This window comes from uncultured Reyranella sp. (assembly GCF_945957355.1).
Taxonomy (GTDB): domain Bacteria; phylum Pseudomonadota; class Alphaproteobacteria; order Reyranellales; family Reyranellaceae; genus Reyranella.
Genome location: NZ_CAMFKM010000025.1, coordinates 16,957 through 29,849, shown reverse-complemented (window position 1 = coordinate 29,849; position 12,893 = coordinate 16,957). Strand labels below are relative to the sequence as shown.

General features: G+C 67.0%; 15 protein-coding genes. 3 read left to right on the top strand and 12 right to left on the bottom strand.

What is annotated here, in order from left to right:
* Position 1 precedes the first annotated feature (1 nt).
* Genes phnL through phnN form a run of 3 tightly spaced genes read left to right on the top strand, consistent with a single transcriptional unit; the run spans position 2 to position 2,467 of the window.
* The gene (gene phnL / locus Q0Q48_RS25905; protein WP_295144732.1) at positions 2 to 736 is read left to right on the top strand and encodes a phosphonate C-P lyase system protein PhnL; all 735 of its coding nucleotides are present in this window, start codon (positions 2 to 4) and stop codon (positions 734 to 736) included.
* Positions 733 to 1,878, top strand: a complete 1,146-nt coding sequence (locus Q0Q48_RS25900) for an alpha-D-ribose 1-methylphosphonate 5-triphosphate diphosphatase (protein WP_295144729.1) — start codon at positions 733 to 735, stop codon at positions 1,876 to 1,878. The genes phnL and Q0Q48_RS25900 overlap by 4 nt, the downstream gene beginning before the upstream one ends.
* A gap of 10 nt (positions 1,879 to 1,888) precedes the next feature.
* Entirely contained in the window at positions 1,889 to 2,467 is a 579-nt protein-coding gene (phnN, locus tag Q0Q48_RS25895) for a phosphonate metabolism protein/1,5-bisphosphokinase (PRPP-forming) PhnN (RefSeq protein ID WP_295144773.1), read from the top strand.
* Here phnN and Q0Q48_RS25890 read toward each other — a convergent pair.
* The 12 genes from Q0Q48_RS25890 to Q0Q48_RS25835 all read right to left on the bottom strand — a co-directional run bounded on the left by Q0Q48_RS25890 (position 2,415) and on the right by Q0Q48_RS25835 (position 12,851).
* Positions 2,415 to 3,164, bottom strand: a complete 750-nt coding sequence (locus tag Q0Q48_RS25890) for a DUF1045 domain-containing protein (protein ID WP_295144727.1) — start codon at positions 3,162 to 3,164, stop codon at positions 2,415 to 2,417. The genes phnN and Q0Q48_RS25890 overlap by 53 nt on opposite strands.
* The gene (gene phnE, locus Q0Q48_RS25885) at positions 3,161 to 3,997 is read right to left on the bottom strand and encodes a phosphonate ABC transporter, permease protein PhnE (protein WP_295144724.1); all 837 of its coding nucleotides are present in this window, start codon (positions 3,995 to 3,997) and stop codon (positions 3,161 to 3,163) included. The genes Q0Q48_RS25890 and phnE (Q0Q48_RS25885) overlap by 4 nt, the downstream gene beginning before the upstream one ends.
* Positions 3,997 to 4,833 carry a phosphonate ABC transporter, permease protein PhnE gene (gene phnE / locus Q0Q48_RS25880; protein ID WP_295144770.1) on the bottom strand — a complete coding sequence of 279 codons (837 nt, stop codon included), beginning with the start codon at positions 4,831 to 4,833 and terminating at the stop codon, positions 3,997 to 3,999. The genes phnE (Q0Q48_RS25885) and phnE (Q0Q48_RS25880) overlap by 1 nt, the downstream gene beginning before the upstream one ends.
* 85 nt (positions 4,834 to 4,918) lie before the next feature.
* Positions 4,919 to 5,833 carry a phosphonate ABC transporter substrate-binding protein gene (gene phnD, locus Q0Q48_RS25875; RefSeq protein WP_295144721.1) on the bottom strand — a complete coding sequence of 305 codons (915 nt, stop codon included), beginning with the start codon at positions 5,831 to 5,833 and terminating at the stop codon, positions 4,919 to 4,921.
* A gap of 37 nt (positions 5,834 to 5,870) precedes the next feature.
* On the bottom strand, positions 5,871 to 6,689 hold the full coding sequence (gene phnC / locus Q0Q48_RS25870; RefSeq protein WP_295144718.1) for a phosphonate ABC transporter ATP-binding protein: 819 nt from the start codon (positions 6,687 to 6,689) through the stop codon (positions 5,871 to 5,873).
* Positions 6,690 to 6,889: 200 nt separating this feature from the next.
* Positions 6,890 to 7,933: a 2OG-Fe(II) oxygenase gene (locus Q0Q48_RS25865; protein ID WP_295144715.1), complete on the bottom strand. Its 1,044-nt coding sequence runs from the start codon at positions 7,931 to 7,933 to the stop codon at positions 6,890 to 6,892.
* Positions 7,934 to 8,092: 159 nt separating this feature from the next.
* Entirely contained in the window at positions 8,093 to 8,791 is a 699-nt protein-coding gene (locus Q0Q48_RS25860; RefSeq protein WP_295144712.1) for a response regulator transcription factor, read from the bottom strand.
* Between the two features lie 25 nt (positions 8,792 to 8,816).
* Positions 8,817 to 9,089 carry a hypothetical protein gene (locus Q0Q48_RS25855; RefSeq protein WP_295144710.1) on the bottom strand — a complete coding sequence of 91 codons (273 nt, stop codon included), beginning with the start codon at positions 9,087 to 9,089 and terminating at the stop codon, positions 8,817 to 8,819.
* 92 nt (positions 9,090 to 9,181) lie between these two features.
* Positions 9,182 to 9,364 carry a hypothetical protein gene (locus tag Q0Q48_RS25850; RefSeq protein ID WP_295144708.1) on the bottom strand — a complete coding sequence of 61 codons (183 nt, stop codon included), beginning with the start codon at positions 9,362 to 9,364 and terminating at the stop codon, positions 9,182 to 9,184.
* A 118-nt stretch (positions 9,365 to 9,482) separates the two neighbouring features.
* Positions 9,483 to 10,877 carry an ATP-binding protein gene (locus Q0Q48_RS25845; RefSeq protein WP_295144705.1) on the bottom strand — a complete coding sequence of 465 codons (1,395 nt, stop codon included), beginning with the start codon at positions 10,875 to 10,877 and terminating at the stop codon, positions 9,483 to 9,485.
* Between the two features lie 17 nt (positions 10,878 to 10,894).
* Positions 10,895 to 11,554 carry a rhomboid family intramembrane serine protease gene (locus Q0Q48_RS25840; protein ID WP_295144702.1) on the bottom strand — a complete coding sequence of 220 codons (660 nt, stop codon included), beginning with the start codon at positions 11,552 to 11,554 and terminating at the stop codon, positions 10,895 to 10,897.
* A gap of 40 nt (positions 11,555 to 11,594) precedes the next feature.
* Positions 11,595 to 12,851, bottom strand: a complete 1,257-nt coding sequence (locus Q0Q48_RS25835; RefSeq protein ID WP_295144699.1) for an argininosuccinate synthase — start codon at positions 12,849 to 12,851, stop codon at positions 11,595 to 11,597.
* Positions 12,852 to 12,893: the final 42 nt, after the last annotated feature.

Genomic DNA, 12,893 nt, shown 5'->3' with positions numbered 1-12,893 from the left:
TATGACCTCCTCCCAACCCGCCCTGCGCGTCTGCGGCCTCGCCAAGTCCTTCACCGTCCATGCCCAGGGTGGCCTGGCGCTTCCCGTGCTGCGCGACGTGTCGCTGGCGGTGTCGCCCGGCGAATGCCTGGCGCTGGTCGGTCCGTCGGGCGCCGGCAAGAGCACCTTGCTGCGATCGCTCTACGGCAACTATCGCGCCGACAGCGGCTCGATCCGCGTACGCCAGGACGATTCCTGGACCGAGCTGGTCGGCGCCGAGCCGCGCACAGTACTCGACGTGCGTCATCGCACGATGGGCTTCGTCAGCCAGTTCCTGCGGGTGATCCCGCGCGTCTCGGCCGTCGACATCGTGGCCGAGCCGCTGCGGCGGCGCGGCGCCGATCCCGCGGAGGCGCGGCGCAAAGCCGAGTTCCTGCTGGGCATGCTCGGCATTCCGTCGCGGCTGTGGGCGCTGCCGCCTGCGACCTTTTCCGGCGGCGAGCAGCAGAGGATCAACATCGCCCGCTCGCTGATCGTCGACTATCCGGTCCTGCTGCTCGACGAGCCGACCGCCTCGCTCGACGTCGCCAATCGCGACGGTGTCGTCGAACTCATCTGCCAGCGCCGCGACGCCGGCGCCGCCATCGTCGGCATCTTCCACGACACCGACGTGCGCGATGCCGTGGCGACCCGGGTGCATGAAGTCATCCCCCCTGCCTCAAGTCCCCCCGTCTCCCCGGCCGGAGTTTCCCCATGAGCCTCGAGACCATCCTGACCAACGCCCGCGTCGTCACCGCCGACGCGGAGTTCGACGGCACCGTCGTCGTTCGGGGCGGACGCATCGCCGGGATCGACACCGAGCGTTCCCATGCCGCGGGCGCCCTCGATCTCGAAGGCGACTATCTCGTGCCCGGCCTGGTCGAGCTGCACACCGACAACATGGAGAAGCACTTCGCCCCGCGTCCGGGCGTGAAATGGCCGAGCGTTTCGGCCGTGATGGCGCACGACACCCAGATCAGCGCCGCCGGCATCACGACGGTGTTCGATTCGCTGGCGCTGGGCGATGTCCACGGCAAGTCGGATCGCGTGCAGAACCGCGAGCGCATGATCGAGGCGATCTGCACCGCCAGCGACCGGCGCATCACGAGAGCGGAGCACCGCATTCACCTGCGCTGCGAGATCACGGCCGACGATGCCGTCGAGGCCGTCGACAGGTGGATCGACCTGCCCCTGGTCGGCCTGGTGTCGATCAACGATCACACGCCCGGCCAGCGCCAGTTCCTCGATCCGGAGAAGCTGAAGCAATACTACAAGGGCAAGTATTCCATGACCGACGCGCAGTTCGAGGAATTCTCGATCCGCGTCACCGAGCTCCATCACCGCAACGCCGTCCGGCATCGCAGTGAGATCGTGGGTCGCGCCCAGGCCCGCGCCCTCCCGATCGCGAGCCACGACGACGCGACCCACGGCCATGTCCAGGAAGCCGTTGCCAATGGCATGACCATCGCGGAATTCCCGACCACGCATGAGGCCGCCAGCGCCTCGCGGGACGCCGGCCTCGCCGTGCTGATGGGAGCGCCGAACCTGGTGCTCGGCGGTTCTCATTCCGGCAACATCGCCGCGATCGACCTGCTGCGCGCCCGCCAGGTCGACATTCTTTCGTCGGACTATGTGCCGGCCAGCCTGATGGAGAGCGTGTTCAAGCTGCCGTCGTCCGGCATCGGGATCTCGCTGCCGCAGGCCGTTCGACTTGCAACACTCAATCCGGCGCGCGCGGTCGGCCTCGGCGACCGCGGCGAGATCGCTCCCGAGCGCCGCGCCGACCTGGTGCGGGTTCGCACGGTCGACGGCGCCGCCGTCGTCCGCGCCGTGTGGCGCGAGGGCGAGCGCGTCGTCTGAACCGGTGACGATGATGGAAGGCTCGCTGGTCTACGTCATGGGTCCTTCCGGCGCCGGCAAGGACTCCGTCCTCGGCCGCGCCCGCGCCTTGCTGCCCGCCGAGGCGCCCATCGTGTTCGCCCATCGCTACATCACCCGGCCAGCCGACGCCGGCGGCGAGAACCACGTGGCGGTGACGCGCGCAGAGTTCGCCGTTCGTCGCGCCTACGGCCTGTTCGCCTATCACTGGCACGCCCATGGCAACGACTATGCCGTCGGCCGCGAAATCCACGACTGGCGGGCCGCCGGCATGACTGTCGTGGTGAGTGGCTCGCGCGACCATTTCCTGCGGACCGGCGGCCTCGACTCGCAGGCGCGGCCCGTGTTGATCACGGCGCCCGCCGAGCGCCTGCAACAGCGCCTTGCCGGCCGCGGCCGCGAATCCGCCGTCGAGGCGGCAGAACGGCTGCAGCGCGCCGAAGCCTACGAAATCGACGACCCGCGCCTGGTGACGATCGTCAACGACGGCACGATCGACGACGCCGCCGCGTCCTTCGTCAGGCTGCTCGCCAGACCTGAGTGGCCAGGCGCCGTCCTCCGCCGAGCCTGAACCGCGCCAGGACGGTGAAGGGCCGGCCCGGCGCCGGCTGACGGAAGACGCAGAGGTCGCGCACGGCCAGCGGCCGGTCGACGAAGGCCACGAAGCGCCGGCGCAGCTCGTCGAGAATGACGCCGCGTTCGCGGAGATCCGGAATCCGACCGGTCAGGGTCAGATGAAAGCGGCCCTGCTCGAGGACATAAGGATAACCCCAGCGCAGCAGCAGATCCTCCTGCCGCTGCGTCAGGCTGGCTGCGCGCCGGCGCGCCAGCTCGGCCTCGCCGGCGGGGCGGCGAAACTCGTCGAACTCCACGACGCAGCGATCCGAGAAGTCCTGCAGGGCAGCGCAACGGCCCGTCGGGACCAGCGCCAGGAAATCCTGCAGCTCGGCCAGCGTCATGGAAGGCACGTCGATCTGGCATTCGGTCGCGGCGAGGGTGCCGACGGCCTCGAGGAAGTCGCGTTCGGTCGCGCCCTCGACGAGCGCGATCGGCGGCTTCAGCGTGCCGTGGAAGCCGTAGAGACGCGGATCGGTGACGATCTGTGACAGCCGCTCGTGCGAAATGCCGCCCACCGGGACAAGGTCCCGCGCCTCGCCTGTGTCCGGGCTGCGGCCGAGCCACCGGCTGGCGGCCACGGCCAGCGCTTCCTCCGCACGCGGCGCATAGTACAGCGCATAGCGGGGCAACTCCGGGGACGGATCGTTCATTTCCCTATCCCTGCACGCCGGCCGATCATGGCGAAGCGGAGCTGGCTGGAGACGATATCGATGGCGGCCACGGTGACGAGGATCATCAGGATGATGAACGAGGTCTGCTGAAGCTCCAGCGTCCGGATCGCCTCGGCGAGGTGCAGACCGATGCCGCCGGCGCCCACGATGCCGATGATGGTGGCCGAGCGGGTGTTGGACTCGAAATAATAGAGAACCTGGCTCGCCAGCACCGGGAAGACTTCTGGCAGAATGCCGAAGCGAATGCCCAGCAGATGGCTGCCGCCCGTCGATTCGATACCTTCGACCGGCTTGCGGTCCGCAGCCTCGATGGCTTCCGAGAAGAGCTTGCCGAAGCTGCCGATGTCGGAGGTCATGATGGCGAGCGCCCCGGCAAAGGGACCCAGCCCGACCACATTGATCCAGATCAGCGCCCAGATCAGGATGTCGACGCTGCGGATCGTATCGAGCGAGCGCCGGGCGAGGAACCGGACGATGCGCCGGGCCGTCACGTTGCGGGCCGCCAGCAGGCCAACCGGCAGGGCGAGGATCGCCGCCGACAACGTTCCGAGCAGGGCGATGGCCACCGTCTCGATCAGCGCCATGCCATAGGCCCGGGCATGCGCCCACGATCCGGGATCGGGCGGCAGCATGAGGCCGGCAATCTCGACCAGCCGGCCCATTCCCGACAGGAGCTTGCCGTCGAAGAAGCCCAGCCTTTCCATGCCGAACAGGAGGAGAGCGAACATCGCGGTCGCAATGGCGATCACGGGCAGGCGCTGGGCGCCGGTGCGCCGGAAATGCTCGGGATAGCGGTCGCGCAGGGCGTCCATCAGTTCTTCCCCTCGAGACCGATCAGGCGATGCCGCAACAGGGAGGTCAGGCTGTCGATGATTGCCACGGTGACCAGGATCATCACCAGGATGGCGGAAACGTCCGAATAGTAGAACTTGCGGATCGCCTCGATCAGGTCCTGGCCGATACCGCCCGCGCCGACGAAGCCCATGACGGCGGCGCCGCGCACGTTGACCTCGAAGCGCAGCAGCGCATAACTCGCAAAGTTGGACAGGACCTGCGGCAGCGCGCCGAAGCGCATCGCGACGTGCCACGGCGCCCCCGTCGACGACACGCCCTCGACCGGCTTCATGTCGATGTTCTCGACGACTTCGGCGAAAAGCTTGCCGAGCGCCCCCAGCGTATGAATGGCCACGGCGAGGACGCCCGCCATGGGACCGAGGCCGAAGGCGATCACGAACAGCAGCGCGAAGACCAGCTCAGGCACGGTGCGGCAGAGCTCACAGAACCGGCGCACGACCAGGCGCACCCAGCGCGCTGGCGCGACGTTGGCCGCCCCCAGGAAGGCGAGGCACGCAGCAGTCAGAGCCCCCAGCAGCGTGCCGACATAGGCCATCAGCAGAGTCTCCCAGAGCAGCCGAAGCCAGCGGCCCAGGCCCCAGAACCACTCTCCGAAGTCCGTCCAGACAGGCTGGCCATTCTCGAGATGGAACAGTCGGATGATGTAGCTGGGGAAGCGATGGATGTTCTCGAGGAACTTGACCGGCGAGACCTCTGCCGAGATCGACGCGAGCAACATCGCCGCCGCGACACACGCCACCATCAGCAGCGTGTGCCACCGACGCGACCGCACCGAGGCATCGTAGGCCGCCATGAGCGGCCGCAGCTGCGCCTCGGGCAGGCGGACGACGTGGGTACTCAAGACAACACGGACGCCAGAAAGGAAGCCCGGGTCCCGATCAGCTCTTCTGCTTGCGGAGCTGGTCGATGAACTTGATGAGCTCGACGACAGGCTCGTAGTACTGCGCGTCGACGACCTTGAACTCGCGATCCTTGCCGTCGGACAGCTTGTCGAACGCCGCCTTGGCCTTGGTCGGCGATTCCATGAAGGCCTTGGTGATCGCGGCTTTCAGGTCGGGCGGCAGGCTCGCGAGATAGGCGAACGGCGAGTTGGGAATCAGGTCCGACTTGTAGATGATGCGGAAGTCTTCCTTCTTGGCCAGCCCCTTGGAGACCATGCGCGTCAGGTTGGAGTCGTTCTCGGCGTTCCACCAGTTGGCGGCGACGTCGACCGTCTTCTGCTGCAGCGCGATGACCGCATTCTCGTGGCTGCCAGCGTAGGTGACGCGGGCGAAGAAGGTCTCGGGATTGAGCTTGAGCTTGTTCAGCGCAAAGCGCGGGACGTTGTTGCCCGAGGTCGAATTGGGATCGACGAGGCCGAGGTTCTTGCCCTTCAGGTCGTCGATCGTCTTGTACGGGCTGTCGGCGCGCACGTAGAAGACGGAATAGTAGCCGACCGTGCCATCATTGTTCACGGTGGTGACGAACGGCTCGACCTTGACGCCGGTTACGATCGCCCGGGCATAGGAGGCCGGGCCGTAGCCCGCGATATGGATCGACCCGTTGCGCTGCCCCTCGATGACGGCGGCGTAGTCGTTGGCGACCCGCAGGGTCACCTTGGTGCCGAGCGTCTGCGACAGGTACTCGATGAACGGACCGTAGCGCTCCGTCACGCCCGAGGCGTTCTCGGCCGGAATCACGGCGAAGACGAGCTCGGGATAGGCACTTTTCCAGGACTGGGCGTGGGCGGCACCGGTGAGGACGAACGACGAGGCCGCGAGCGCGGCGCCCAGGGCATGACGACGGGTAAGCATGGTTGTTCTCCTTGGATGACGATCGATTGTCTGAAGATCAGGAGCCGGCCAGGGCGAGGCCGGGTTGTACGCCGGCCGGCAGGGCCGCAGGCGAAGGCACGCCATGGCCCATGACGTCGCCGGCTTCGAGCCCGTAGAGCTCGCGGGCCGTCGCTTCGGTGAGCGCCGCCGGCACGTCGTCGAACACGACGCGACCGCCGGCCATGCCGACCAGCCGGTCGCAATAGCCGCGCGCAAGGTCGAGGCTGTGGAGGTTGCACATCACGGTGATGCCGAGATGGCGGTTGATGTGCTGCAGCGCATCCATCACCACCTTGGTGTTGCGCGGGTCCAGGGAGGCGATGGGCTCGTCGGCGAGGACGATGTCGGGCTGCTGGACGAGGGCGCGCGCGATGGCGACCCGCTGCTGCTGGCCGCCGGACAGGGTCTCGGCGCGCTGGCCGGCCATCCGCGCCATGTCGAGGCTTTCGAGCGCCGACAGAGCCTGGGCCTTCTCGTCGTCGCTCCACATCTTCAGGAGGGCCCGGGTGGCCGGCATGTGGAAGGCCCGGCCCATCATGACATTGGTCAGCACGTCGAGGCGGCCGGCGAGATTGAACTGCTGGAAGATCATGGCGCAGCGCGCGCGCCAGGCACGCAGCGGCCGGCCGCGCAGCGCGGTCACATCGGTATCGCCGAACAGAATGCGGCCCGAGGTCGGGTCGCCGAGGCGATTGATCATGCGCAGGAGGGTCGACTTGCCGGCGCCCGACCGGCCGATCACGCCGACCATCTGTCCCGCCGGCACGACGAGCGAAACGCCGTCCACGGCATGCTTGCCGCCGAAGCTCTTGGTAACGCCTTCCAGTCGCAGCATCCCGCCTCCGCTCCCACGGAGGCTCGGTACCGGCCGCACGCTTCGACCACGCTACACTTTCGTTACGGACATGAGACACGCAGTGGAGAAGCGGCTGGGCCGGGACGCCTCATTCGGCGTCGCCGGCAGAGGGCAATCGCGTGCCGGGCGTGTCTCCACAGGCCCGATCGGGACGATGGCCGCGCTCCTGGACGGGTTTTCTATCGCGCCATGCCCCGCGGACCGTAACCGGCAGCCGACCCACCCGACGAAAGGAAGGTGAAGAGGCCAAAACGGCGACCTCGCGTCACCGGATTGACCTCGTGCAGCAAGGCCGCCGAGAACACCACGGCGCAACCGACGGCGGGCCGGTAGAGCTGACGGCCGAACTCGGGGAAGCGCAGTTCGCCTCCTTCATATTCGTCGCCTGGATTGAGGTTGATGCTGACCGCAAACTGGCGGTGCGCGGTCATGCGGCTCGTATTGTCGCGATGGCGGCGGAACCAGCCGCCACTCGCCACATCGTAGCAACCGATGCGTGGCGCTTCGATCACCGAGGTATGGATGTGCGAGGCCTGGGTGATGGCCGGCGCCACGCGGCGCACGAGCGAGTCGCGCACGCGGGCGAACAGGGCGGGGTCAGCGAGGTTGGTGTCGAGGCGGCGCTTCGTCTGGGTATCGACGACATTGCCGTCGTCCGACCCGACGATGCTGGCGACCTTGTCGCGGACCGACCAGTACTCGATCAGGGAACGGCAGAGTTCAGGCTCGAGCACGCGATTGAGCAGTATGATCGGTGCGGCGTTCCGAACCACCACCGGTTCCGTCGCGTCGTAGAGGCGCTCGACAATGGCTGCGACGTCGTCTGCCGATGGGGAGGGCACCAAAGCCGCCACACGGCCGGCCGTATCAACCACGATCGCAAGCGTTCCCTGTGCACCGAACGCCCGGGCGAGTTCGCCGTCCCGATCGACGATGCACGCCGCATCCGTGCCAAGGCCATCCGACGGCTGGCGCGCCACGAAGCACAACATCGCCTCGCACCTCGCGAGGCGCGCCGCCATCCTTGCGATTCCCTCCCCGCAAGGCTGCGAACCAAGCCAATAGACTCGCGTGAAGCCCGACACGGCGGCATCCCAGGAGTCGAAGATAACGCCGGAATGGAGGGGCAGCGTGATGCGCGGCATCGGATCGCCGACGCCAAGGCCGGGCGGATGGTACGGACGGCCGACGAGCGTCTCATTCCAGCTTCGAGTTCGCTTCATGACGTTGGTCTCCCTGACGTCAATGAACTCCTTAAGCCTGAATCGAACCTTACATCTCGGGTGGGAAGCACATATGCAACACTGAAACAGTTGCCGTGCCTCCCACATTACAACTGTCGCCTGCATCTCGGGTGAACATGTCGAACGGCTCGGACAGGCTCATGCCCCGGCCATCGCACCCGCCGCCGCGACCGGCTTCATCAGGTAGCCGACACCGCGGATCGTGTGGATCTCGACATTGGATCCGGCGTCGGCCAGCAGGCGACGCAGGCGATGGATATAGACTTCGACAGCATTCGACGACTTGTCGTGCGTGCCCCCGAACACCAGGGCGTCGAGGACGTCGTGGACCAGCACCCTCCCGCCACGCTTCAGAAAAACCTCCAGCAGCTCGGCTTCCCGGGCCGGAACGCTGAAGGCATTGCCGTTGACGACCGCTCTACGACTGCCGGCATCGAACGCCACGTTGCCCAGCACGAAGACATGAGAAGGCACGTCCGGCGGGCGCTGCATGAGTGCCCGCAGTCGGGCGACCAGCTCGGCCGTGGCGAACGGTTTGATCATGTAGTCGCTGGCGCCCCTGTGGAGGCCGCCGACCCTGTCGCCCAGCGCACTGCGCGACGACAGGATGAGCACCGGCGTCGGATCGTGACGCTTCTTCATATGATCGAGCACGGCCAGTCCGTCGGCATCGGGGAGGCCGAGATCGAGCACGATCGCCGAGTACTGTATGGCCTGGACGGCGAGCCTCGCCTCCTCGGCGAGGCCCACGATATCGGCGTCCATGCCTGCACGTTTCAGGGCGTCGCCGATCAATCCTGCCAGTTCGTGGCTATCCTCGATGATGAGCACACGCATGGCCGGATCTCCCTCGTTGCAAGTACTACCCGCGCGATGGCAGGTCGATCTTGGCGTTCCTCAGCGCCTTCTCGATTGCGGGAATGCCGCTCGTGTCGCCCGCCTTGCATTTCTCGACGGCGGCTCGCGAATCCAGGCTCTGCGGCTGCTGGACGCGTCCCGAATTCTTGTCGAGATACTGTTCATACTTCTGCACCAGGGCGGTGCAGTAGGTCGCGTCGGCGGACTGGGCGAATGCGGCCATTGGCATCAGCGTCGCCACCAGCATTGCAGAACCGAGCAGCATCTTCTTCATCATCTGATCCTCCTTCGCTCTCAACGAGCACCACCAGTGAAGACGGGAACGGAGGCTCGATTGCGGCTGCAGGATTTCGAGGAGCTTACGATGCGCTACTTGTGACCCAGCATCCGCAACGCCTGCAGCATCGTCGGCGTCGGCATGCTGAGGGCAAGACTTTCCGGAGGCGCTGCCGCCGCCATTGCCCGGTAGGCCATGGCCAGCGCCTCGCCGTCGGCGAGGGACGGCCACGATTTCACGACGTCGAGACCGGCCCGGATCATTCGGGCCGTCACGACAATTTCGCTCGGGTCGCTTGCTTTGCATGTCATGGGGAGGGCTCTTGCGGACTCAATTCCCCAAACTATGCGTCGGATTCCTTACAAAGCGCTTTCGCGACGACCGAAGCCGGGTTCAGGCGGCGTCCGACGCCGGCAGGGTCACCGTGAAGGTCGACCCCTTGCCCGGCGTGCTCTGGATGTCGAGCCGGCCACGGTGGCGGTTGACGACATGCTTCACGATGGCAAGGCCGAGGCCCGTGCCGCCGAGCTGGCGCGAGCGGGCGGTATCGACGCGGTAGAAACGCTCGGTGAGCCGCGGCAGATGCGCTGCGGGAATACCGTCGCCCTCGTCCTTGACCGCGACCGCGACACGGTCCGTGCCCGACGGACGTGCCTCGACGCGGACGGACGTGGCCGGCCGCGCATACTTGACCGCATTGTCGATCAGGTTCTGGAACACGATGATGAGCTCGTCATGGTCGCCGACGGCTCGCGGCAGATCCGCCGGCAGGTCGAGTTCCAGCCTGACCTTGCGCGACGAGGCCTTGAGCTGCAGCAGGTCGAGCACGGAGCGCAGCACGCGGCCGAGATCCACGGCGGCGGCGGGCTTCGCATGTTCGTGCTGCTCGATGCGCGACAGCATCAGCAGGTCGTCGACCAGGCGGCGCATGCGGTCGGCCTGCTCGGCCATGATGCCGAGGAAGCGCTCGCGCGCCGCCGTGTCTTCCCGCGCCGGGCCGCGCAGCGTCTCGATGAAGCCCGCCAGGCCCGCGATCGGCGTCTTCAGCTCGTGGCTGGCATTGGCCACGAAATCGGCGCGCATGCGCTCGGCCCGGCGCAGCGCCGTCGTGTCGTGCAGCACGATCAGCGCCAGCGAGCCATCGGCGGCCGCCCGCGGCAGGCGCCGCAGATGGGCCACCATGTCGAGCTCCGGCGGCCCGGCCAGCACCAGTTCGACCACGCTCTGGTCGGCGCGCGCGAAGTTGCCGTCCGGACCGGTTTCGAGCAGGGCATCGATGGCCGCCAGGAGCTGCGGCTGGCGCAGCACGGTCGAGACGTCACGTTCGGAGCCGCCGGGACTGCCCAGCAACAGGGCGGCCGCGAGATTTGTGCGCACGATGCGGCGTTGCCGGTCGAGGCACACCAGGGGGTCGGGAAGACCGTCGACGATGGTCTGCGCCGACGCCGCCAGATTGTCGATCGATGCCCGCTGGCGCCGCCAGCCGATCGAGAGAGTCGCGGCCGCGCTCGCCAGTTCCTCGGTCGCCGGCGCGAAGGAAAGCCGCGGCATCACCGGCGCGCGCTCGTCGGACAGCTCGCCGACGAAGCGCGCAAAGCTCGCCAGCGAACTGAGATAGCGCTGGACCAGGAGGGTGGTGACCGCGGCGATGCCTGCCATCGCGATCAGCGTGGTCCGGCCCGACAGTTCGCCGAGACCGAAGAGGATGGCGAGCGCACCCCAGGACGGCGCCAACGCCACGGCGTTGGCGACCAGCGTGCGACGGAGGGGAATCGCGTTGTCGGCCATGTGCCGACTATAGCGGCTCAGCTCATCCGGGGCGCGAAGAAGCGTATGCTCGCCATGCCGAACACGAAGCCGGCGATGTGCGCGACCCAGGCGACCGATTCGCCGCCCGCACCGGGCGTGCCGCCGAAGATGCCGAAGAAGACGTTGAGGCCGATCCAGATGCCGGCGACCGGCAGCAGCGACGTCAGGCTGCCGACGTAGCGCATCAGCATCAGCACGGCGCCGAAGATGCCGCTGATGGCGCCGGATGCGCCGACCACCGGATCGACCGAATCGGGATAGACGAGGATGTGCACGAGGCCGGCGACGACGCCGCACAGGAGATAGAAGAACACGAAGCGGCGCACGCCGAGCAGCCGTTCGACCGGCGCGCCGAACGCCGCCAAGGTCAGCATGTTGATGCCGAGATGCATCCAGCCGCCATGGAGGAACTGGTAGGTGACCGGCGCCACCAGCAGCGAGAAGAGATCCTGGCCGCTGTCGGTCGTGTAGGCGGCCGGAACCAGCCCGAACTGGAGGATGATCTCCTGGTCGGCCTGTTCGCCGAGAAGCTGGCGCAGCAGATGGACGGCGACGTTGATGCCGATCAGCCACAGCACGGCGGGCGGCAGGTTGATCGCCCGCTCGCCCGTTCCGCGCCCTCCGGGAAGGCGGCGCTCGTCGTCGTCGAATGGCATGCGCCGTTCCCGTCAGGTCAGGAGGTTCAGCTCGAGCCCGCTAGCTCTTGGGGCCACCCTGGCCGAGTGCACGCAGGCGCAACCTGAGCGCGTTCAGCTTGATGAAGCCCTCGGCGTCGCGCTGGTTGTAGGCGCCCTGGTCTTCCTCGAAGGTCACGTGCTGCATCGAGTAGAGCGACACGGGCGACTTGCGGCCAACGACGGTCGTGTTGCCCTTGTAGAGCTTGAGCCGCACCGTGCCGGTGACGTTCTCCTGGCTCTTGTCGATCAGCGCCTGCAGCATCTCGCGCTCCGGCGAGTACCAGAAGCCGTAGTAGATCAGCTCGGCATACTTCGGCATCACCTCGTCCTTGAGGTGCCCGGCGCCGCGGTCGAGCGTGATCGATTCGATGCCGCGATGGGCGGCGTAGAGGATCGTGCCACCGGGCGTCTCGTAGATGCCGCGGCTCTTCATGCCGACGAAGCGGTTCTCGACCAAGTCGAGGCGGCCGATGCCGTTGGCCTTGCCCAGTTCGTTGAGTTTCGTGAGCAGCGTCGCGGGCGACATCGCGACGCCGTCGATGGCGACGGCATCGCCCTTCTCGAACTCGATCTCGATGTAAGTCGCCTTGTCCGGCGCGCTCTCGGGCGAGATGGTGCGCTGGTAGACCATCTCATCGGCCTCTTCCCACGGATCTTCGAGGATCTTGCCCTCGCTGGACGAGTGCAGGAGGTTGGCGTCGACCGAGAACGGGGCCTCGCCGCGCTTGTCCTTGGCGATGGGAATCTGGTGCTCCTCGGCGAACTCGAGCAGCTTGGTGCGCGAGGTCAGCTCCCACTCGCGCCACGGTGCAATCACCTTGATGTCCGGCTTCAGCGCGTAATAGGACAGCTCGAAGCGGACCTGGTCGTTGCCCTTTCCGGTGGCGCCGTGGCAGACGGCGTCGGCGCCGGTCTTCAGCGCGAGATCGATCTGATGCTTCGAGATCAGGGGCCGCGCGATCGAGGTGCCGAGCAGGTACTGGCCCTCGTACAGGGCGTTGGCGCGGAACATCGGGAAGACGAAATCCTTCACGAATTCTTCGCGTACGTCCTCGATGAAGATGTTCTCGGGCTTGATGCCGAGCAGCTCCGCCTTCTTGCGGGCCGGCGACAGCTCCTCGCCCTGGCCGAGATCGGCGGTGAAGGTCACCACCTCGCAGCCATAGGCCGTCTGCAGCCACTTCAGGATGACCGAGGTGTCGAGGCCGCCGGAATAGGCCAGGACGACCTTCTTGATGTCGCCCTTCTTGTAGGGCCCGGTATAAGAAACGCTCATGCTGGCCGCTTTCGTGTCGATTCGGTAAAGGCGCGCGGAATA

Excerpts from the sequence above, each read along its gene's own strand:
- Q0Q48_RS25845 (WP_295144705.1), bottom strand. The coding sequence starts at position 10,877 with ATGGCCGACAACGCGATTCCCCTCCGTCGCACGCTGGTCGCCAACGCC.
- Q0Q48_RS25865 (WP_295144715.1), bottom strand. The coding sequence starts at position 7,933 with ATGAAGCGAACTCGAAGCTGGAATGAGACGCTCGTCGGCCGTCCGTAC.
- phnE (WP_295144770.1), bottom strand. The coding sequence starts at position 4,833 with ATGGCGGCCTACGATGCCTCGGTGCGGTCGCGTCGGTGGCACACGCTG.
- Q0Q48_RS25890 (WP_295144727.1), bottom strand. The coding sequence starts at position 3,164 with ATGAACGATCCGTCCCCGGAGTTGCCCCGCTATGCGCTGTACTATGCG.
- Q0Q48_RS25855 (WP_295144710.1), bottom strand. The coding sequence starts at position 9,089 with ATGATGAAGAAGATGCTGCTCGGTTCTGCAATGCTGGTGGCGACGCTG.
- phnN (WP_295144773.1), top strand. The coding sequence starts at position 1,889 with ATGATGGAAGGCTCGCTGGTCTACGTCATGGGTCCTTCCGGCGCCGGC.
- phnL (WP_295144732.1), top strand. The coding sequence starts at position 2 with ATGACCTCCTCCCAACCCGCCCTGCGCGTCTGCGGCCTCGCCAAGTCC.
- Q0Q48_RS25840 (WP_295144702.1), bottom strand. The coding sequence starts at position 11,554 with ATGCCATTCGACGACGACGAGCGCCGCCTTCCCGGAGGGCGCGGAACG.
- phnD (WP_295144721.1), bottom strand. The coding sequence starts at position 5,833 with ATGCTTACCCGTCGTCATGCCCTGGGCGCCGCGCTCGCGGCCTCGTCG.
- phnC (WP_295144718.1), bottom strand. The coding sequence starts at position 6,689 with ATGCTGCGACTGGAAGGCGTTACCAAGAGCTTCGGCGGCAAGCATGCC.
- Q0Q48_RS25900 (WP_295144729.1), top strand. The coding sequence starts at position 733 with ATGAGCCTCGAGACCATCCTGACCAACGCCCGCGTCGTCACCGCCGAC.
- Q0Q48_RS25835 (WP_295144699.1), bottom strand. The coding sequence starts at position 12,851 with ATGAGCGTTTCTTATACCGGGCCCTACAAGAAGGGCGACATCAAGAAG.
- phnE (WP_295144724.1), bottom strand. The coding sequence starts at position 3,997 with ATGGACGCCCTGCGCGACCGCTATCCCGAGCATTTCCGGCGCACCGGC.
- Q0Q48_RS25860 (WP_295144712.1), bottom strand. The coding sequence starts at position 8,791 with ATGCGTGTGCTCATCATCGAGGATAGCCACGAACTGGCAGGATTGATC.